Annotated in this window: 20 protein-coding genes, 1 pseudogene and 1 riboswitch; of the genes and pseudogenes, 11 read left to right on the top strand and 10 right to left on the bottom strand. The window is 70.9% G+C overall.

The window, feature by feature from the left end; all coding sequences use genetic code 11:
* Positions 1 to 176 precede the first annotated feature (176 nt).
* The gene (gene thiC / locus ACIBI4_RS20205; RefSeq protein WP_399205280.1) at positions 177 to 1,961 is read right to left on the bottom strand and encodes a phosphomethylpyrimidine synthase ThiC; all 1,785 of its coding nucleotides are present in this window, start codon (positions 1,959 to 1,961) and stop codon (positions 177 to 179) included.
* Positions 1,954 to 2,088: riboswitch (TPP riboswitch) on the bottom strand. Its footprint overlaps the gene before it by 8 nt.
* A gap of 70 nt (positions 2,089 to 2,158) precedes the next feature.
* On the opposite strand from thiC, the gene ACIBI4_RS20200 reads away from it, so the two are divergent.
* A complete protein-coding gene (locus tag ACIBI4_RS20200) occupies positions 2,159 to 3,514 on the top strand; it encodes a YibE/F family protein (protein ID WP_399205279.1) in 1,356 nt (451 codons plus the stop codon).
* Positions 3,515 to 3,555: 41 nt separating this feature from the next.
* Here the strand turns inward: ACIBI4_RS20200 and ACIBI4_RS20195 are convergent, their stop codons facing one another.
* From ACIBI4_RS20195 to ACIBI4_RS20180, 4 genes are all read right to left on the bottom strand, one after another.
* The gene (locus ACIBI4_RS20195; RefSeq protein WP_399205278.1) at positions 3,556 to 3,987 is read right to left on the bottom strand and encodes an SsgA family sporulation/cell division regulator; all 432 of its coding nucleotides are present in this window, start codon (positions 3,985 to 3,987) and stop codon (positions 3,556 to 3,558) included.
* A 266-nt stretch (positions 3,988 to 4,253) separates the two neighbouring features.
* The gene (locus tag ACIBI4_RS20190; RefSeq protein ID WP_399205311.1) at positions 4,254 to 4,979 is read right to left on the bottom strand and encodes an IclR family transcriptional regulator; all 726 of its coding nucleotides are present in this window, start codon (positions 4,977 to 4,979) and stop codon (positions 4,254 to 4,256) included.
* Between the two features lie 328 nt (positions 4,980 to 5,307).
* Complete coding sequence (locus tag ACIBI4_RS20185; protein ID WP_399205277.1) at positions 5,308 to 5,526, bottom strand: DUF5326 family protein; 219 nt, start codon at positions 5,524 to 5,526, stop codon at positions 5,308 to 5,310.
* Between the two features lie 181 nt (positions 5,527 to 5,707).
* Positions 5,708 to 6,025 (bottom strand): cupin domain-containing protein, encoded by a 318-nt coding sequence (locus ACIBI4_RS20180; RefSeq protein ID WP_399205276.1) that lies wholly within the window; start codon positions 6,023 to 6,025, stop codon positions 5,708 to 5,710.
* Between the two features lie 71 nt (positions 6,026 to 6,096).
* Here ACIBI4_RS20180 and ACIBI4_RS20175 point away from each other — a divergent pair, with 71 nt between their 5' ends.
* The 5 genes from ACIBI4_RS20175 (at position 6,097) to ACIBI4_RS20155 (ending at position 9,965) form a co-directional block, all read left to right on the top strand.
* Positions 6,097 to 6,474, top strand: coding sequence for a phage holin family protein (locus tag ACIBI4_RS20175; RefSeq protein WP_399205275.1), 378 nt, complete (start codon positions 6,097 to 6,099; stop codon positions 6,472 to 6,474).
* A 3-nt stretch (positions 6,475 to 6,477) separates the two neighbouring features.
* On the top strand, positions 6,478 to 7,002 hold the full coding sequence (locus ACIBI4_RS20170; RefSeq protein ID WP_399205274.1) for a low molecular weight protein-tyrosine-phosphatase: 525 nt from the start codon (positions 6,478 to 6,480) through the stop codon (positions 7,000 to 7,002).
* Positions 6,999 to 8,210: a cystathionine gamma-lyase gene (locus ACIBI4_RS20165; RefSeq protein ID WP_399205273.1), complete on the top strand. Its 1,212-nt coding sequence runs from the start codon at positions 6,999 to 7,001 to the stop codon at positions 8,208 to 8,210. Before ACIBI4_RS20170 ends, ACIBI4_RS20165 begins: the two co-directional genes overlap by 4 nt.
* A gap of 271 nt (positions 8,211 to 8,481) precedes the next feature.
* Positions 8,482 to 9,387 (top strand): LysR family transcriptional regulator, encoded by a 906-nt coding sequence (locus ACIBI4_RS20160; protein WP_399205272.1) that lies wholly within the window; start codon positions 8,482 to 8,484, stop codon positions 9,385 to 9,387.
* Positions 9,388 to 9,482: 95 nt separating this feature from the next.
* The gene (locus ACIBI4_RS20155; protein WP_399205271.1) at positions 9,483 to 9,965 is read left to right on the top strand and encodes an NUDIX domain-containing protein; all 483 of its coding nucleotides are present in this window, start codon (positions 9,483 to 9,485) and stop codon (positions 9,963 to 9,965) included.
* Between the two features lie 48 nt (positions 9,966 to 10,013).
* Here ACIBI4_RS20155 and ACIBI4_RS20150 read toward each other — a convergent pair.
* Together ACIBI4_RS20150 and ACIBI4_RS20145 are read right to left on the bottom strand one after the other, a co-directional pair.
* Positions 10,014 to 11,135: pseudogene (locus tag ACIBI4_RS20150) on the bottom strand (globin domain-containing protein); the annotation flags it as partial.
* A gap of 171 nt (positions 11,136 to 11,306) precedes the next feature.
* Positions 11,307 to 11,954: an HAD family hydrolase gene (locus ACIBI4_RS20145; RefSeq protein ID WP_399205270.1), complete on the bottom strand. Its 648-nt coding sequence runs from the start codon at positions 11,952 to 11,954 to the stop codon at positions 11,307 to 11,309.
* A 97-nt stretch (positions 11,955 to 12,051) separates the two neighbouring features.
* Between ACIBI4_RS20145 and ACIBI4_RS20140 the strand changes: the two genes are divergently transcribed.
* Both ACIBI4_RS20140 and ACIBI4_RS20135 read left to right on the top strand, forming a co-directional pair.
* Positions 12,052 to 12,651: a DUF2269 domain-containing protein gene (locus ACIBI4_RS20140; protein ID WP_399205269.1), complete on the top strand. Its 600-nt coding sequence runs from the start codon at positions 12,052 to 12,054 to the stop codon at positions 12,649 to 12,651.
* Between the two features lie 5 nt (positions 12,652 to 12,656).
* On the top strand, positions 12,657 to 13,526 hold the full coding sequence (locus ACIBI4_RS20135) for a GNAT family N-acetyltransferase (RefSeq protein WP_399205268.1): 870 nt from the start codon (positions 12,657 to 12,659) through the stop codon (positions 13,524 to 13,526).
* Positions 13,527 to 13,566: 40 nt separating this feature from the next.
* Here ACIBI4_RS20135 and ACIBI4_RS20130 read toward each other — a convergent pair whose 3' ends face one another.
* Positions 13,567 to 13,989 carry a heme-binding protein gene (locus ACIBI4_RS20130; protein WP_399205267.1) on the bottom strand — a complete coding sequence of 141 codons (423 nt, stop codon included), beginning with the start codon at positions 13,987 to 13,989 and terminating at the stop codon, positions 13,567 to 13,569.
* An 84-nt stretch (positions 13,990 to 14,073) separates the two neighbouring features.
* Complete coding sequence (locus ACIBI4_RS20125; RefSeq protein WP_399205266.1) at positions 14,074 to 15,315, bottom strand: MFS transporter; 1,242 nt, start codon at positions 15,313 to 15,315, stop codon at positions 14,074 to 14,076.
* 186 nt (positions 15,316 to 15,501) lie between these two features.
* On the opposite strand from ACIBI4_RS20125, the gene ACIBI4_RS20120 reads away from it, so the two are divergent.
* Positions 15,502 to 15,960: a MarR family winged helix-turn-helix transcriptional regulator gene (locus ACIBI4_RS20120; RefSeq protein WP_399205265.1), complete on the top strand. Its 459-nt coding sequence runs from the start codon at positions 15,502 to 15,504 to the stop codon at positions 15,958 to 15,960.
* A gap of 29 nt (positions 15,961 to 15,989) precedes the next feature.
* Entirely contained in the window at positions 15,990 to 16,442 is a 453-nt protein-coding gene (locus ACIBI4_RS20115; protein WP_399205264.1) for a GNAT family N-acetyltransferase, read from the top strand.
* Positions 16,443 to 16,525: 83 nt separating this feature from the next.
* Here ACIBI4_RS20115 and ACIBI4_RS20110 read toward each other — a convergent pair whose 3' ends face one another.
* Positions 16,526 to 17,857, bottom strand: coding sequence for a serine hydrolase domain-containing protein (locus ACIBI4_RS20110; RefSeq protein WP_399205263.1), 1,332 nt, complete (start codon positions 17,855 to 17,857; stop codon positions 16,526 to 16,528).
* A gap of 281 nt (positions 17,858 to 18,138) precedes the next feature.
* Here ACIBI4_RS20110 and ACIBI4_RS20105 point away from each other — a divergent pair, with 281 nt between their 5' ends.
* Entirely contained in the window at positions 18,139 to 18,516 is a 378-nt protein-coding gene (locus tag ACIBI4_RS20105) for a DUF1304 domain-containing protein (RefSeq protein ID WP_399205262.1), read from the top strand.
* Positions 18,517 to 18,523: the final 7 nt, after the last annotated feature.

Here is an 18,523-nt window from a genome sequence, read left to right as displayed (position 1 = left end):
CAGTTTTTGTTTGTTCACTTGCAAATGATATTGCTCCCAACCGGGTGGATTATCACGGGGGTAATCCCTACTTCGACCTGGGTTTCGGCGCCCGGGCCCCCCCCCGGCGGGGGGGGGGGCGGGGCCCCCCCCCACCCCCGTGGGTCGCGGGCCCGGCGCGGCGGTGCGGAGCCGAATCAGTCCGCGATCGGCAGATAGACCCGATTCCCCGCCGCCGCGAACTCCTTCGACTTCTCCGCCATACCCGCCTCGACCTCCGCCTGCGTACCGCCGTGTTCGCGGCGGATGTCCTGGGAGATCTTCATCGAGCAGAACTTCGGCCCGCACATCGAGCAGAAGTGCGCCGTCTTCGCCGGCTCCGCCGGCAGCGTCTCGTCGTGGAACTCGCGGGCCGTGTCCGGGTCCAGGGCCAGGTTGAACTGGTCCTCCCAGCGGAACTCGAAGCGGGCGTCCGAGAGGGCGTCGTCCCAGTCCTGGGCGCCGGGGTGGCCCTTGGCGAGGTCGGCGGCGTGGGCGGCGATCTTGTAGGTGATCACGCCCGTCTTGACGTCGTCCTTGTTCGGCAGGCCCAGGTGCTCCTTGGGCGTGACGTAGCAGAGCATCGCCGTGCCCCACCAGCCGATCATCGCGGCCCCGATGCCCGACGTGATGTGGTCGTAGGCGGGCGCGATGTCCGTGGTCAGCGGGCCGAGCGTGTAGAACGGGGCCTCCTCGCAGATCTCCTGCTGGAGGTCGATGTTCTCCTTGATCTTGTGCATCGGGACATGGCCCGGGCCCTCGATCATGGTCTGGACGTCATGCGCCTTGGCGATCTTGTTCAGTTCGCCAAGCGTCTCCAGCTCCGCGAACTGCGCGCGGTCGTTGGCGTCCGCGATCGAGCCGGGGCGCAGGCCGTCGCCGAGGGAGTACGTGACGTCGTACGCGGCGAGGATCTCGCAGAGCTCCTCGAAGTGCTCGTACAGGAAGGACTCCTTGTGGTGCGCGAGGCACCACGCGGCCATGATCGAGCCGCCGCGGGAGACGATGCCGGTCTTGCGGTTGGCCGTGAGCGGTACGTACGGGAGGCGGACGCCCGCGTGGACGGTCATGTAGTCCACGCCCTGCTCGGCCTGTTCGATGACCGTGTCCTTGTAGATCTCCCAGGTCAGCTCCTCGGCGCGGCCGTCGACCTTCTCCAGGGCCTGGTAGAGCGGGACGGTGCCGATCGGGACCGGGGAGTTGCGAAGGACCCACTCACGCGTGGTGTGGATGTTGCGGCCGGTGGAGAGGTCCATGACCGTGTCGGCGCCCCACTTGGTGGCCCAGGTCATCTTGTCCACCTCCTCCTCGATGGAGGAGGTGACGGCGGAGTTGCCGATGTTGGCGTTGACCTTCACCAGGAACCGCTTGCCGATGATCATCGGCTCGATCTCCGGGTGGTTCACGTTCGCCGGGAGTACGGCGCGGCCTGCGGCGATCTCGTCCCGTACGACTTCGGGGGCGACGTTCTCGCGGATCGCGACGTATTCCATCTCGGGGGTGATCTCGCCGCGGCGGGCGTACGCGAGCTGCGTCACGGCCTGTCCGGCGCGGCCCCGGCGGGGCAGCCGCGGGCGGCCCGGGAAGACCGCGTCGAGGTTGCGGAGGTTCCCGCCGCGCGGCGAGGTGTGCTTGATGCCGTCGTCCTCGGGGCGGACGGGGCGGCCCGCGTACTCCTCGGTGTCGCCGCGCGCGATGATCCAGTTCTCGCGCAGGGGCGCGAGGCCGCGGCGGACGTCGGTCTCGGCGTGCGGATCGGTGTACGGCCCGGAGGTGTCGTACAGCGTGACCGACTGGCCGTTGGTGAGATGCACCTGGCGCACCGGCACCTGCAGGTCCGGGCGCGAGCCCTGGACGTATGCCTTGTGCCAGCCGATGGACTTCCCGGCCTCAGCATCGGTGGAGCTGCTGGAGGCAGGCGTGCGTGTGTCCTGTGTGGTCATGAGACCTACTCCCTACGCCGGCATTACCCGGTAACAGGTTCGGCGGTCGACGCAGCCGTGTCCGTACATCTCGTACGGAGGTCAGCGCCCTCTCAGCCCGGTGCTCCGAGCTCCCGCGTGTGCAAAGGTGCCCCCACGCTAGCGTCATGCCGGGCGCGCTGAACAGAGGGCCCCCGTCTTGTTGCGATGATCGGTCCATGACCACCGCGCCTGAGCCACCCCCACAGCCTCCCCGTCCCCCTCGGCCTCCGGAGCATCACGGCCACGGCCACTCCCACAGCCACGGCCCCGCCGCCCCCGTCTCGCGCCACCTGCGCAAGGTGATCGCCGCCGTGCTGATCCCCTTCGCGGTGGCGGTCCTCGCGGGCCTTGTGGTGCTCTGGCCGGACGGCGCCCCGGAGCACGAGCGCACCGGTGTCGGCTTCGACCGGCAGATGTACGCGGCGAAGGTCGTCGACGTCCAGGAGGTCGACTGCGCGGACGTCAACGCGGGGCAGACGCCGGAGCAGCAGCCGGGAGCCGGTGACACGGCGCCGGCGGAGCCGGGCGCGAAGGGCGGCGAGTGCGCGAAGGCGACGGTCGAGGTCACCGAAGGCCCGGGCAAGGGACGGAAGTTCACCGAGATCGTCCAGCCGGACTCGTCACGGAAGCTGCACGAGGGGCAGGAGGTCGTCGTCGCCTACGCCCCCAAGGCGCCGGAGGAACTGCAGTACTCGGTGGTCGACGTGAACCGTTCCACCCCGATGTGGCTGCTGGCCGGGATCTTCGCGCTGGCCGTGGTCGTGGTGGGCCGTATGCGCGGCGTGATGGCGCTGGTGGCGCTGGCGGTGAGCTTCGCGGTGCTCACCCTGTTCATCCTGCCGGCGATCATCCAGGGCTCGAATCCGCTGGTGGTGGCGGTGGTCGGGGCGAGCGCGATCATGCTGCTCGCGCTGTACATGTGCCATGGTCTGACGGCCCGTACGTCCGTGGCGGTGCTCGGCACCCTGATCTCGCTGCTCCTGATCGGGCTGCTCGGCTCGCTGTTCATCGGCTGGGCCGCGCTGAGCGGCAACACGGACGACAACACCGGTCTGATCCACGGGCTCTACCCGGAGATCGACATGAGCGGTCTGCTGCTCGCGGGCGTCATCATCGGTTCGCTCGGTGTGCTCGACGACGTGACGGTCACCCAGACCTCGGCGGTCTGGGAGCTGCACCAGGCCGACCCGTCCATGTCCGCGCGGCAGTTGTACCGCGCGGGCATCCGGATCGGCCGCGACCACATCGCGTCCGTGGTCAACACCCTGGTCCTCGCGTACGCGGGCGCGGCTCTGCCCCTGCTGCTGCTCTTCTCGATCGCGCAGTCGAGCGTGGGGACGGTGGCCAACAGCGAGCTGGTCGCGGAGGAGATCGTACGGACCCTGGTGGGCTCGATCGGCCTGGTGGCCTCGGTCCCGGTGACGACGGCGCTCGCGGCGCTGGTGGTGGCGCGGGACAAGGGGGACGCGGCGCCCGCCGGGGCGGGTGCGGCGCGTGCGGGCCGGGGCCGCGGGCGGCGGCGCAAGCGCTGAGGCCCGTACGGGGCTTCGGCTGCCCTTGCCGTGTACGGCCCTCAGCCCGTGCTGTCCGCCAGGATGCGCCCGAGCGCATCGTCGAGGTGCGTGTCGAAGTCCGCGAGGGCGCGCTCCTGGCCGAGCGGGACCAGCCGGTCCGTACGGTCGAGGAAGGCGATCAGGGGCGCGATGGAGACCTTGAACAGGGCCTGGTCGGTGCCCACTTGGAGCCGGATCAGCGCATCGCTCAGCGGGTCGCTGCCGTGCGGCGCGATGTGCACATCGCCGTCGCCGCAGGGCCGGTTGACGCCGTCGACCAGGAGCTCGCGGCTGAATGCCCAGGTCACCGGGGCGTCTCCCGGCAGATGGAAAGTCAGGCGCACGGCATAGGGGTCACCTGTCTCGTACCGGAGCTCCACCGGAATCCGGAAGGAGAGCTCCTCCGAGACGAGAAAACTCATCATGACCTCTGCGTGTACGGACTCGCGCATCGCCTACCCCGTCGTTCCGTCGTCTGCCGCGTGTTGAGTTTGAGAGGGCCAGGCCCCTGCAAAAGGTGATCAGGAATCATGTTCCCGATACTCCTGGCAGTTTGCTGAACGTGCTCATCGGATCACAAGGAGTGAGTTTTCAGATACTGATAGACCATGCGCCACACCCGTACAAGCACTCGCCACGGCACTTCGGAGGGTGACCGGGGGAGGTGGTGACGCTCACGAATCGGTGCAGTGCTCACAAACCGGAATCGGTGCAGTGCTCACAGACTGATCGAGAACGCCAGGGTGCCCAGCTTCCGTCCCACCTCCGTCTGCAGCCTCCGTGCGGCGGGCAGCAGCCGGGCCGCCTGGTGCGCGGGCAGCGAGATCGCCATGGTGGCGGCGGTGCTGCCGGCGGTGATGGGGATGGCCGCGCAGACCTGGCCGAGCGCGTACTCCTGCCGCTCGATCACCGGCTGCATCCGGCCCAGGGCGGCGAAGCGGCGCAGCAGCGTCTTCTCGTCGCGGACGGTGTACGGGGTGATCGACTGCACGCGGTGCCGCGAGAGATGGTCCCGCTGGGACTCCGTGTCGAGCTGCGAGAGCAGGCACTGGCCGATCGCGTGGGCGTGGGCGGTCTGCCGGAAGTCGGCCCACTCCTCGACGGCCCGGGCGCCCTGGCTGTCGGCGACGGCCTCGACCGCGACCTCGCCGTCGCGGTAGAGCGCGAAGTACGTGGGAACGCCGATCACATCGCGCCAGTGCTCCATGACCTCGCCGATCATGGTGCGACGTTTTTCCTTGGCCCCGCTGCTCGCGAGGCGCTCCGCCGCGTCACCGAGGACATAGAGGCCCTTGTCGCGCAGCAGATAGCCCTCGTGGGCGAGGGTCCGCAGCAGGTGGTACGCGGTCGGCAGCGGCATGCCCGCCTCGCGGGCCAGCTGCTTCGCCGGGGCGCCGCCGGCATGCGCGGAAACCGCCTCGAGCAGCCGCAACGCCCGCTGCACGGACCCGATCAGGGTCGGCGCGGACGGGCCGGCCGAGGCGGTGGGGGACGGGGCGGTGACGGAATCTGCCGTGGCCACGGTGCACTCCCCAGGCGCGAGGGAACCCCCGCCCTTGTGGGGGGTGCGGGGGTGGGCGGTCCGATCGCGCGGGGCGCGCGCCCCGCGTCGGAATCCGGACTGTAACGGCAGCGGACCTGCCGCGCAGGCCATGGCCGGAAACTTCCCTCGGCCGAGCGAACGGAACGTGCTATGGGGTGCGTTCGCCCGGCATTGTGCTCACCACTCGCTGCGCGAGCCGTTGCTCACCACTCGCTGCGCGAGCCGTTGCTCACCACTCGCTGCGCGAGCCGGAGCCGCTGCCTTCCTTGAACTTGCGTACGAGGTAGATCAGTCCGCCGACGAGCGCCGCGAAGACCAGGACCTTGAAGAGCAGCCCGACGACGAAGCCGATGAGCGACCAGAGCAGACTGCCGAACACCACGAGGGCCAGGACCGGAATCGCGATCCACTTCACCCACCACGGCATCCCCGCGAGTATGTCCTTCATGGCGTCCTGCCTTTCGTCGGGCCGGTCCCCGGCCTGCGGTCTCCTGGACCTCCCTGTGAGCTCCTGCCCTCGATGCTAGGCGGACAGGGGTGCCCCGTGGGGGCCTCGCAGCCCTGTTCCTTCCCTGACCGAACCCCTAGGGATCCCCGGGGCGCGACCCCGGCGGGCCGCGCGCGGCGGCTCAGCCCTCGGGCGGCGAGAACACCACCAGGACCCGCAGGTCCTCGCTGATGTGGTGGAACTTGTGCGGCACCCCGGCCGGCACGTACACGACACTCCCGCGCCCCACGGTCGTCGTCTCCATCCCGACCGTGAGCGAGGCCCGCCCGCTGACCACCATGTAGACCTCGTCCTGCTGGTGCGGCTGCTGGGGGTCGGTCTGCCCGGCGTCCAGGGCGTAGAGGCCGACCGACATGTTCCGCTCGCGCAGAAACTGCAGATACGCCCCGTCGTTGGCGGCCCGCTCCACGTCGAGCTCGTCCAGCCGGAAGGCCTTCATTCGCTGCCGCTCCCTCACCTGCTGCCGCACGCCGGTGCCCGGCGGCGATCACGTCTGCCACGATCAGACACATGAAGAATTTCGTAGTCAAGACGATCGCCAACTCGGCCGCGCTCGCCGTGGCGATCTGGATCGTCGAGGGCATCACGCTCCAGGGCCACTCCACACCGCGCAAGGTGCTGTCGCTGATCCTGGTCGCGCTGGTCTTCGGCCTGGTGAACTTCCTGGTCAAGCCGATCGTGAAGCTGCTGACGCTGCCGCTGTTCATCCTGACGCTCGGACTGATCACCCTGGTGGTCAACGCGCTGATGCTGATGCTCACGTCCTGGCTCGCGGGCAAGCTGGAGCTCAGCTTCCATGTCGAGAACTTCTGGTCGGCCCTGGTCGGCGGCCTGATCATCAGCATCGTGTCGTGGGCGATGCACATGGTCCTGCCGGACAAGGACTGACGGATGGCGGATCGACGGACGGCGGATCGACGGGGGCCCTATCGGGTCTGCTTCGTCTGCACCGGCAACATCTGCCGCTCACCGATGGCCGAGCACGTCTTCCGCGCGTACGTGGCGGAGGCCGGCCTCGACGGACTGGTCGAGGTCGACAGCGCGGGCACGGGCGGCTGGCACGAGGGCGACGGTGCGGATCCGCGCACCGTCGCCGTCCTCGAGGAGCACGGTTACGGCAGCGAGCACGCCGCGCGCCAGTTCCGGGCGGGCTGGTTCGGGCGGCTCGACCTGGTGATCGCGCTGGACGAGGGCCATCTGCGCGCCCTGCGCCACCTCGCCCCGACCCCGGCGGACGCCGACAAGGTCCGCCTCCTCCGCTCGTACGACCCGGACGCCACCGGCGACCTGGACGTGCCCGATCCGTACTACGGCGGGCGCGAGGGCTTCGAGGAGTGCCTGGAACTTGTCGAGTCGGCCGCCCCCGGCCTGCTGACGGCCGTACGGGACGGGCTCGGGGAGAGGGGGGCGGCGTGAATCCGCACGAGGCGGGCGGGGCGGCGGTCGGGGCCGGGAGCGCGGACGGCGCCGGGACCGCCGACGGCTCCGGAACCGCCGACGACCTCCCTCTCGGCGAGAGCACCCGCGCCCTGCGCGCCGGCCTCCCCGAGCCCGTCCAGTTCGAACCGCCCTTCCCCGGGCCGGTGTTCACCTCGCACTACCACCTCGCGGGCGACCCGTCCGGCCCCTTCACGTACGGCCGCGACGAGAACCCCACGTGGAGCCTTCTGGAGCGGGCCGTCGCCACGCTCGAATCCCCCGGCGCTCCGGCCGAGGCGCTGGTCCTCGCGTCCGGGATGGCCGCGATCTCCGCGGTCCTCTTCTCGCAGTTGCGCGCGGGTGACGCCGTGGTCCTGCCGTCCGACGGCTACCAGGCGCTGCCGCTCGTACGGGAGCAGCTGACGGCGTACGGCATCGAGACCCGCACCGCCCCCACCGGCGGCGACGCGCAGGGCGAGCTGCTCGACGGCGCGCGGCTGCTGTGGCTGGAGACCCCGTCGAACCCCGGGCTCGACGTCTGCGACATCCGCGCCCTGGCCGCGGCCGCGCACGCGCGCGGGGTGCTGGTCGCCGTGGACAACACGCTGGCCACCCCGCTCGGCCAGCGCCCGCTCGACCTCGGAGCGGACTTCTCCGTGGCCGCCGCGACCAAGGGCCTGACCGGGCACGGCGATCTGCTGCTCGGCTGTGTGACCACCCGCGATCCGGCGCTCATGGAGCCCGTACGGCGCTGGCGCAAGCTTGTCGGTGCCATCGCGGGACCGATGGAGGCCTGGCTCGCGCACCGCTCCCTGGCCACCCTGGATCTGCGGCACGCGCGGCAGTGTGCCGGCGCCCACCTCCTGGCCGAGGAGCTGAGCAGCCACGCCGACGTGAGCGGCCTGCGCTATCCCGGCCTGCCCGGCGACCCCTCGTACGCCGTCGCGTCCCGCCAGCTGCGGCGCTTCGGCAGCATCGTCTCCTTCACGCTGGACTCCCGCGCCCGCGCCGAGCGCTTCCTCGCGGAGCTGCGGCTCGTCGACGAGGCGACGAGTTTCGGCGGGGTACGGTCCACGGCCGAGCGGCGTGGGCGGTGGGGCGGGGACGCGGTCCCGGAAGGTTTCATCCGTTTCTCGGTGGGCGCGGAGGACCCCCAGGACTTGGTGACGGATGTGCTGCGCGCGCTGGACGCGTCCCGTACGTAATGCCCGCCACGTCCTGCACGGCTCACTGCTTCGCACTACGCCGCCTACGTACAAAGAACGGCCCGAGCCTCCCCCCTCGTGGCTCGGACCGTCCCGGTTCTGCGCGCGAAGAACCGTGCAAACAAGGCTAGTTGACTCTGTGTCAGTGTCCAATCACGGTAGCGACAGAGACCTATCGACTTATTTATAGTTGGGCGGGTTCGGGCGAGCACGGTGAGGCAGCGCTGCACGGGCGGCGCCCCGGACGGCATCCCGGGAGGGGAGGGGACGGATGGATCTGGCCCTGCTGCGGACGTTCGTCACGGTGCACCGGGCCGGCTCCTTCACGCGCGCCGCCGCGCTCCTGGGCCTCTCCCAGCCGGCCGTGACCTCCCAGATCCGGACCCTGGAGCGGCAGTTGGGCCGGCCGCTGTTCCTGCGGCAGGCGCGGGGTGTGACGCCCACGACGATCGGTGACGAGCTGGCGCACAAGGCCGCGCCGCATCTGGACGCGCTGGTCGAGATAGCGGAGAGCGGGATCGCCGAGGAGTCCTCGGCGCGGACCCTGCATCTGGCCGGACCGCCCGAGTTCACCGCGGAGCGCGCGCTGCCCGCGCTCACCGAACTGACCGGTGCGGACGGCCAGGGCTTCACGCTCCGCGCGACGTTCGGCACCGCCGAGGAGACTCTGGAGGGCCTGGCGGCCGGCCATCACGACCTCGCGATCTCCGCGGCCCGGCCACGCGGCGGACTGCTCACCGCGACCGCGCTCTGCGACGAGGAGCATGTCCTGGTCGCCGCCCCGTCCTGGCAGCAGAAGATCGGCGCCACGGCGGTGCGCCGCCATGGAGCGCTCGCCCTGGAGGGCCTGCCGGTCGTCGAGGTGCATGAATCGCTGCCGCTGGTCTCCCGCTACTGGGCCGCCGTCTTCGACTCCCGGCCCTCCACCGCGGGCACCGTCGTCGTCCCGGATCTGCGGGCCGTCCTCGCCTGCGCGACCGCGGGCGCGGGCTTCGCGGTGCTGCCTCGCTATCTGTGCGAGGCGGCGCTGGCCCGCCGTGACGTGGTCGCCCTGCTCGAACCGGCCGTACCGCCGCTGCGTACGTACTTCCTTGTCGTACGGACCGGCACGCTCGCCATGCCGCACATCGCGCGGGCGCACGAATGGCTCCTCGGCGCGGGGACCGACTGGACCTGAGAGCCCGGTGCGGAAACCGGCTCCGCGCTCCGGCTCACGACGGCTCAGGACTGCCGCCGTGTTTCACGTGAAACGTAACGGGCCACATTTCCACCATGACCGTCCGACCCGTGGTCAAGCGCACCGCACGTGCCGTCCTGCTCGACGGCGAGAACCTGATTCTGATCAAACGCACCAAGCCCGGCATCGATCCCTACTGGGTCACCCCCGGCGGGGGAGTCGAGGCCGAGGACGCGACCGTCGTCGACGCCCTGCACCGCGAGGTGTACGAGGAGCTCGGCGCGAAGGTCACCGATGTCGTGCCCTGCTTCGTCGACACCGTCGAGCACATCGGGGCCGACGGCGGGGCGACCGGCGTCAAGGTGCAGCACTTCTTCGTCTGCCGCCTGGAGTCCATGGACCCCTCGCTGCGGCACGGCCCGGAGATGGAGGAGGGGATCGGCGAGTACGAGATCGTCAGGATCCCGTTCACCCGGGTCGGGATCGCCTCCGTCCATCTCGTACCGCTGTCGCTGCGGCACTACCTGGACGGCAATATCGAGGGGGTACGAGCGATGCACGCGCCCGATCTGGGCTGACAGCCGGTCCGTTCGGGGAGGGGCGCGGCGACCGGCCCGTCCGGGGGCTCAGCGGCCCGCGGCCGCGATGAGTTCCTCGAACTCGTCGTGCCGGATGCGCGCGGAGGGCACCCCGGCGCCGAGCAGCGCGTCGATGCCCTTGCGGATCATGCCGGGCGGGCCGGACAAGTACGCGTCGTACTCGTTCCACGGCCCGTACTCGCGTACCGCGTCCGGCAGTTGGAGCTGCTCCTCGCGGCGGCCCGGGGCGTCGATCACGGCGCGGACGGCGAGCCAGGGGTGGGACTGCTGCAGCCGCAGCATGGTGTCGATGTCGTAGAGGTCGTAGTCGGTGCGCGCCCCGTAGAACACCTCGACGGGGCGGCGTTCGCCGTGCTCGGCCACGTCCTCGATCAGCGCCTTGATGGGCGCTATGCCGGTTCCGCCGCCGAGGCAGAGCAGCCCGTCGTCGGTGGAGTGGTCGACGGTCATCGTGCCCGCGGGCGGGCCGAGCCGCAGGGTGTCGCCGGGGCGGGCGCGGTGCACCAGGGAACCGGAGACCCAGCCGGCCGGGACGGCCTTCACATGGAAGGAGAGCAGTCCGTCGGGGCGCGGCGCCGAGGCGAAGGAGTAGTGCCGCCAGACCCGCGGCCACCACGGCGTCTCCAGGGTCGTGTACTGCCCGGCGAGAAAGGGGTACGGCTGGTCGGGGCGGACGGTGACCACCGCGATGTCGGGGGTGCGCTGATCGTGCGAGACGACCTCCGCGTACCACCAGGGCGGCGCCTGCCGCTCGTCGTCGGCCGCGGCGTCGATCATCACCTGGGAGATCTCGGTGTACGCGCGCACCCAGGCGGCCTCGGTCTCCGGGTTCCAGGTGTGGGTCGCGTAGTGGCTCAGGGCCCCGAGCAGTGCCTCGCCGACGGCCGGGTAGTGCTTGTGCTGCGTACCGTATTTGCGGTGGCCGCGGCCCAGATGCTCCAGGTACGCGACGAGGATCTTCTTGTTGTCGATGTGCTCGGCGGCGGTGAGCAGCGCCTTGAGGAGGCGGTCGCGCTGGGTGTCCATCGAGGCGGGGAACAGGTTCCGCAGCTGCGGGTGGTGCACGAAGAGCAGCGCGTAGAAGTACGAGGTGACCTGGTCGGCGATGGGGTGGATCTCGGCCATCGTGCGCCGTATGAGGGCGGCGTCACCGGCCCTTTCGTACTCGGCCGACGACGTGGTCGGAGCGTCCATGGGTGCCTCGAAAGGTGCGCTTCGAGCGGGGGGTGCGGGCCGCAGTCCCGCCAGCGCAGCATCGCACCGCGCTTCGCACCACCGGACAAATTACGGAAAGCTCCGGTAAACAATCTCTCCCTGCCATTAGGCTCCGGTGACCCCATGCCGGGGCACCACGAGTTCGCAGGCTTCGCGCAGATCGTGGCCCGTATAGGTGTAGCGGGCGCGTTCCGCCAGGAGGTGATCCGCGTTCACGGCCACGGATTCACCGATGGCGGCGAAGAGTTCGGCATCCGTCAGTGAGTCTCCGTACGCCACGCAATCGCTGCGGGTCAGCCCGAACGCGGCGCACAGGGAATCCGCGATCCGCAGCTTGCCCGCTGCGTCGAGAACGCCCGTGGGATCGACGGGAGCGGTGAACGGCACGCTCGGGAAGACCGAGCCGTGCGCCGCGTGCGCGCCCCAGCCGAGGAGCCGCTCCACGAAGAACGACGGGGAGAGCGAGACCACCGCGACGTATTCGCCGCGGGCCCTGATCTGCGCCCACGCCTCCCGGATCCCGGACATCCACGGCGCGCCCTCGAAAGCCGCCGTGACATCCGCGGGCGTCAGATCGGCCCAGAGCTCGCGCACGCGCTGCGCGTACTCCGCGGGGCGCAGCCTGCCGTTCACGAATTCCTGCTCGATCACGGCGATCTCGTCACCCAGCCCGAGCTGCAGCGAGATCTCGATGGGTGCGGCGGTGCCCATGAGCAGGGTGCCGTCGAGGTCGAAGAGGTGAAGGCGTGCCATGTGCGCCGACGCTACGGGGTGTACGCCGACGCTAGTACGCAGGGTTACTCCCGCTGTCAGACGACCTGGCCCCGCGCGGGCGGGCACCGTGTTTCACGTGAAACTCAGCCGCCCCGCTCGCCGGGCCACCCTCGTCGTCCATGTCACCGCCGCCGCCGGCTGGCTCGGGCTCACGCTCGGGCTGCTCGCGCTGGCCGCCGCGGCGATCACCACCGATTCCGCCGCCACCACGGAGGCCGCGGTCCGCTCGATGCGGATCTTCGCGGACTGGCTGGTCCTCCCGCTGGCACTGCTCACCCTGCTGAGCGGTCTCCTGCTGTCCTTCGGCACCAAATGGGGACTGGCCCGGCACCGCTGGGTCTACGTCAAGTTCTGGCTGACCCTGGCCACGACCCTGGCCTCCGTCTTCGCCCTGCGGCCCGGCGTGACGCATAACGCCGAGATCGTCGCCGCGGGCGGCGCGCTGCCCGACCCCACCGACCTGATCATGGGTCCGGTCGTCTCGCTCACCGCGTATGTCTTCATGACGGTGATCTCGGTGCTCAAGCCGTGGGGCCTGACGAAGCGCGGGCGCCGGCTCAGGGCGCAGGGCGGTGACAGGGACAGGGACAGGGACAGGGACAGGGACAGTGGCCGAAAGCACCGCCCCGGCAGCCGGAAAACACTGGACGCGAAGACCGTCCGTCAGCCAGCCTGACCTCCGTGTCGACACCTTCCCTTGCTGACCTGCCCGTACGCCGTCTCACCCCGCGCGATGTGAAGCTCTGCGCGGACCTCTCCGAGGACCGCGGCTGGCCCCGCGAAGAGCACAAATGGGGCCTGCTCCTCTCCGCCGGACAGGGCTACGGCATCGATGACCCCGCAGGCGGCCTGGTGGCCGCCTGCACGGTCACGTCGTACGGCACCTCGGAGCGGCCCGAGCTGGCGGCGATCGGCATGGTCCTCGTAGCCGGGCGGCACGCCCGCCAGGGCGTGGGCCGCCGCCTGATGCAGGAGATCCTCGCGCTCCTGGAGGCCTCCCCCATCGCGCTGCACGCGACGCCGAACGGGCAGCCGCTCTACGAGGAGCTCGGCTTCAAGACCGTCGGCCGCGCCGAGATGGTGCGCGGTCCGTTCCGTGCGTCGGGACCGGCCCCTTCCGTCCCCACCCGCGCGGCGACCGCCGAGGACCTCCCGGCGCTGCTGCGTCTTGACGCGGAGGTCTTCGGCCCCGACCGCACCCACATGCTGACGCGACTGCCCGCGTTCGCCGACCAGTTGAGGGTCGCGGAGTCCCCGTCCGGCGAGCTCATCGGCTACGCGGCGGCCTGGCCCAACATGGACACCCATGTCATCGGCCCGCTGGTCGCCCAGGACACGGAGACGGCCAAGTCCCTGGTGGCCTCGCTCGCCGCGGGCACCGACCGTGACCTGCGCACCGACATCGACGTACGCCACGAGGAACTCCTCACCTGGATCAAGTCCCAGGGCGTGGCGCCGATCACCTTCAACGCGGTGATGACCCGCGGGATCCCCGAGCTGCCGGGCGACTGGAAGCGGCGGTTCGCACCGCTGACGGTGGCCGCGGGCTGAGACGCGCCCGAGCGTTCTCAGCCCGCGTGCGGGGACGCGTTCACGCCGACTTGGCCAGCGCCTCGGTCGCGAAGCCGTGGTCCTGCTCGGGAGCGCCGCCGCCGACGCCGATCGCGCCGATCAGCCGGCCGTCGCGGTGGACCGGGATGCCGCCCGCGATGAAGAGCAGCGGACGGTCGAGGGCCGTCGGAAGGGTGTGGAAGGGGGCGCCCGGCTGGACGGCCTCGACCAGGTCGGCCGTGGGGGCGTTCAGCTGCAGCGCGGTGTACGCCTTGCGTGTGCTGGTCTCGCCGGCGATCAGAACGGCACGGTCGTCACGGCGGAAGGCCAGCAGATGGCCGCCCGCGTCGAGAACGGTGACGCTCACCGGGACCCCGGCGCCCGCTGCGGCCTCATGCGCGGCGTCCACGAGGAACTGCGCGTCGGCGGTGGAGAGCGGGGCGGGGGCGAGGGGGGTGCTCATGATGGGTTCTCCTGTGTGGGGTGGTGCTCTGGTGAATCGGGGGGTACGGGGAGGGGCTTCTGGTTCGGGAGTACGGGGAAGGGCTCAGCTGCGACCGGCAGGGACCGCAGCCGCGGCCTGAGCGGCGGGGTCAGCGGCCTGAGCGGCGGGCGCGCCGCTCGCGACGACCCGGGTGCCCGCCGGCCGGCGGCGTTCCAGGGCGGCCGAGACGAAGGCGAGGACCAGCGCGGAGGCGGCAAGGAGCGCGCCGACCCAGTTCGGGGCCGTGTAGCCGAGGCCGGCCGCAATGACCACGCCGCCGAGCCAGGCGGCCAGCGCGTTGCCGAGGTTGAAGGCGCCGATGTTGACGGCGGAGGCGAGCGTCGGGGCCCCGGCGGCCTGGTCGAGCACCCGCTTCTGCAGCGGCGGCACCGTGGCGAAGCCGAGCGCGCCGACCAGCACTATGGAGACCGCGGCCGCGACCTTGTTGTGCGCGGTGAGCGTGAAGAGGCCGAGGACCACGGCGAGGGCGCCGAGGGACACGTACAGCATCGGCATCAGCGCGCGGTCGGCGAACTTGCCGCCGATGAGGTTGCCGCCCACCATGCCCAGGCCGAACAGGACGAGCAGCCAGGTCACGGAGGAGTCGGCGTAGCCGGCGACCTCGGTCATCATCGGTGTGATGTAGGTGATCGCCGCGAAGACACCGCCGAAGCCGAGCACGGTCATCGCCATGGCGAGCAGCACCTGGACGTTGCGGAACGCGGCGAGCTCATGGCGCAGCCGTACGCCTTCGGGCTTGGGCAGGTCCGGGACCAGCTTGGCCACACCGAGCAGTCCGACGACTCCGAGCGCGGCGACGATCCCGAAGGTGACGCGCCAGCCGACGCTCTGTCCGACGAGCGTGCCGAGCGGGACTCCGACCACGTTGGCCACGGTCAGACCGGTGAACATCATCGCGATGGCGCCGGCCTTCTTTTCGGGCGCGACCAGCTCGGCCGCGACGACGGAGCCGATGCCGAAGAACGCACCGTGGGCGAGCGAGGCCACGACCCGGCCGATCAGCATGACGCCGAAGGCGGGAGCGAGGGCGGAGAGCACATTGCCCACGATGAACAGGCCCATGAGCAGCATCAGCATCCGCTTGCGCGAGACCTTGGTGCCGAGCGCGGTCATCAGCGGGGCACCGAGGACGACGCCGAGGGCATAGCCGGTGACGAGATAGCCGGCGAGGGGGATGGAGACATCGAAATCGGCGGCGACCTCGGGGAGCAGCCCCATGATCACGAATTCGGTGGTCCCGATCCCGAAGGCCCCGATCGCGAGGGCCAGGAGTGCGAGAGGCATGGGGGTTCACCTTCCATGGTGTGCGCCGGAACGGGCCGGAGGCCAGGTCGGCTGGATGCGCCGTACGATTGCTCCAGCGCCTTACGAGCGTCCACAATAATTGCAGACGCTGACTAATTGCAAGCGCGGGCTATTGCACTCGTGCCCTATCCTGGGTGAGAAGACCTCGACGAGGAGGAGAGAGCCATGACCGCCACCGACCCCGCGATGACCGCCCTCGCGCAGAGCTGGTGCGCGCTCTCGCTGCTCCACGGCCAGATCGAGGCCCGTATCGAGAAGGCCCTGCAGAGCGCCCATGACCTGAGCGTCCGCGAGTACTCGCTGCTCGACGTCCTGAGCCGGCAGCACAGCGGCCCCGGCGGCCATCTGCAGATGAAGCAGGTCGCCGACGCGGTGGTGCTGAGCCAGAGCGCGACCACGCGCCTCGTGGCCCGCCTGGAGGACCGCGGGCTGCTGATGCGCTACATCTGCGACACCGACCGCCGCGGCATCTACACCGATGTCACCGAGGAGGGCCGCACCCTCCTGACCGCCGCCCGCCCCACCAACGAGGCGGCCCTGCGCGAGGCCCTCGACGAGGCCGCCGGGCAGCCGGAGCTGGCGCCGCTGGTGCGCGCGGTCGAAGAGCTCAAGGTGCCCGCGTAGGCCGTCGCGGCCGTGCGTAGGGTCGCCCCATGAGTGATCTCGAGATCCGCCCCGCGTCCGCCCAGGACATCCCCGCCATCGTGGCCCTGCTCGCCGACGACCCGCTGGGCGCCCGGCGCGAGTCCCCCGACGACCTCACCCCGTACCGCACGGCCTTCGAGCGACTGGCCGGCGACCCGCATCAGCACGTGATGGTCGCGGTCCGCGGGGACGAGGTCGTCGGCACGTTGCAGCTGACGGTGATCCCCGGTCTCTCCCGCCGCGGCGCCACCCGCTCGGTCATCGAAGGCGTACGGGTCCACTCCGGCGAGCGCGGCAGCGGGCTCGGGACGCGGTTCATCGAGTGGGCGGTGGACGAATCCCGGCGCCAGGGCTGCCAGTTGGTGCAGCTGACCTCGGACGCGACCCGTACCGACGCGCACCGCTTCTACGAGCGGCTCGGCTTCGAGCCCTCCCACGTGGGCTTCAAACTGACGCTCTGAGCAGCGAGATGTACGAGGCCGGGGGTCGTGTTTCACGTGAAACACGACCCCCGGCCCGGTTCAGGCTCGACACGCGAGCCCGCTCACTCCCCCTGCGGCTTCAGCCCCCGCCACCCCTCGGGATCCACCCCGCCCGGCACCGGCGCCCCCGCCTCGTACGGCTCCCGTGTGAAGACGAACGAGCCGAGGTCGAGGTGGCTCAGCGCGCCGTCCGCCCGCCGTACCGGCCGCAGCGACTCACCCGCGTAGTACCCGTTGAGCCCGGTCCAGGTCCCGTCCTCCTCCGCACGGAACCGCGCCGAGCGCCCGCGGCCCTCCAGCGGACCCAGCTCGATCCCGTCGGCGAGCACCCGGAGCCCGAAGGCGTGGGTACCCCAGTACCAGGGACCCGCCAACTCCAGTACCCGCGGGTCGACTTCGGGCAGCGGGCGCCACGGCTCCGGGAAGCGCGGCTCCGCCTCCGCCACCAGGTGGAGAAGCTCACCGGCGAGCGCACCCATCAGCGGACCGGAGGTGCAGTTGGTGAGCGCCACGGCGGCCAGCCCGTCGTCGGCGCTGAACAGAAGGCAGGCGAGGTATCCGGGCAGCGAGCCCCCGTGCCCGGCCAGCGAACCGCCCTCCCGCCGGAAGACCTGCACCCCGAGCCCGTACGAGGCGTCCCAGTCCCCCTCCTCCAGGGGTGCCGCGGGGGTGCGCATCTCCTGTACGGTCTCGGCGCTCAGCACCCGCTCGTCGCCCTGCGCGAGGAAGAGCGCGAAGCGCGCCAGGTCGCGCGTCGTGGACCAGAGCTGTCCGGCGGGCGCCATCAGCCCCAGGTCCTCGACCTGCTCGGGCAGCAGCGCGTCCGCCCACGGGTGCACCGCCCAGCCGCCCGCGTACGGGGCCTCGGGCTGCGGCGAGGTGCGCGTGAGACCCAGCGGTTCGAGGATCTCGCGCCGCAGCACGTCCTCCCACGGCGCACCGCGCAGCTTCGCGACGAGTGAGCCGAGCAGCGTGTAGCCGGGGTTGGAGTAGTGGTGCCGCCGGCCGACCGGATGCCGGTACGGGTCCTCGCCCAGCACATCCGCGAGCTCCGGCCGCTCGGACGCGGGCGTCCGCTCCCACCAGCCGCCTGGCGTCTCGGCCGCCAACCCGGCGGTGTGCGCGAGCAGTTGACCGACGGTCACCTCGTCGACACCCGTGTCCGGCAGATGCTTGCCGATCGGGTCCCCGAGATCGAGCAGCCCTTCGTCGCGCAGCCGCAGCACCAGGACGGCGGTGAAGGTCTTGGTGATCGACCCGATCCGGTACTGCACATCGCCGTCGGGCCCGTGCCCGTCGACGGAGGTCGCGGAGCCCTCCCACACGATCTCGCCGTCGCGCGCGACCGCGGCGACGACCGAGGGCGCCCGGCCCTCCGCCTGCGCGACGGCCACGCGGTGGTCGAGCGCGCGGCGGGTCGAGGGGAGAAGCGCCTGCCAGGCGGCGGGGCTCCCCGACCTCGTTGCGGAGGTGTCCGAACTGGCTGCGGGAGTGGCTGAACTGCTTCCGGATGACGTCATACGGGACAGTCCATCGCGTGAACGGGGCCTGGGTCGAGGCGATTTCGCCACGAGCGCGCCGGGCGTTTCCGCGCGCTCGGCCGACCGGATGGATGTGGACCGGTTTCGGTGCGCGAGGGCTTCCGCGGCTTTCGCCCCCGTACGACCATGCGGGCATGCACATCGTCAGTCAGGTGTTCGCGCTGATCGCCGCGGCGGTCCATATCTTCGTCTGGCCGCTGGAGAGCTTCCTCTACAGCCGGCAGGCCTGGGTCCGCGAGTTCCTCACCGGGAGCACCGCGGACGCGCCCGAGGTCCGGCTGTGGCGCTTCAACGTGGGGTTCTACAACCTCTTCCTGGCCGGTGGCATGATCGCCGGCTTCGTGGCACTGCACCTGGGCCACGAGACGGTCGCCCGCTCGCTGATCCTCTACGTCGCCGCGTTCATGACCGGCGGCGGCATCATCCTCGCCCTCTCCGAACCCAAGCTCTGGCGCGGGGCCTTGAGCCAGGCCGCCCCGGGCATCGTGATCCTGGTCGCCGAGCTGGCCTGAACGAGCC

Source organism: Streptomyces sp. NPDC050418 (genome assembly GCF_044458745.1).
Lineage (GTDB): Bacteria > Actinomycetota > Actinomycetes > Streptomycetales > Streptomycetaceae > Streptomyces.
The sequence above is the reverse complement of the archived record's forward strand: the minus strand, read 5'-3'. Positions and strand labels throughout refer to the sequence as shown.